Origin of the sequence: Marinobacter iranensis (assembly GCF_029207565.1) — a bacterium.
Classification (GTDB): domain Bacteria; phylum Pseudomonadota; class Gammaproteobacteria; order Pseudomonadales; family Oleiphilaceae; genus Marinobacter; species Marinobacter iranensis.
Genome location: NZ_JANCMW010000403.1, coordinates 1 through 236, shown reverse-complemented (window position 1 = coordinate 236; position 236 = coordinate 1). Strand labels below are relative to the sequence as shown.

Genomic DNA, 236 nt, shown 5'->3' with positions numbered 1-236 from the left:
CGACGCCCTCATCACCCTCCGGCACGCTCTCGCCTCGGGCGCCGATCCGGTCCCGATGGTCGCCGCCATCGCGTCGAAGCTGCGCACCATGGCGCGCGTGGCCGGCTCCCGCGAACCGTCCGGCGCCCTCGCCGCGCGCATCGGAATGAAGGACTGGCAGGTCGACCGGGCCCGCCGCGACCTCGCCGGCTGGACGGAATCGTCGCTCGGCATCGCCATCCAGGCGGCCGCGCGAG

1 protein-coding gene is annotated in these 236 nt (G+C 75.4%); it reads left to right on the top strand.

Annotated elements, in window-relative coordinates:
• Positions 1-236, top strand: a 236-nt coding sequence (locus tag NLU14_RS22875; protein WP_275710925.1) for a DNA polymerase III subunit delta, incomplete at both ends; no start/stop codon positions are given.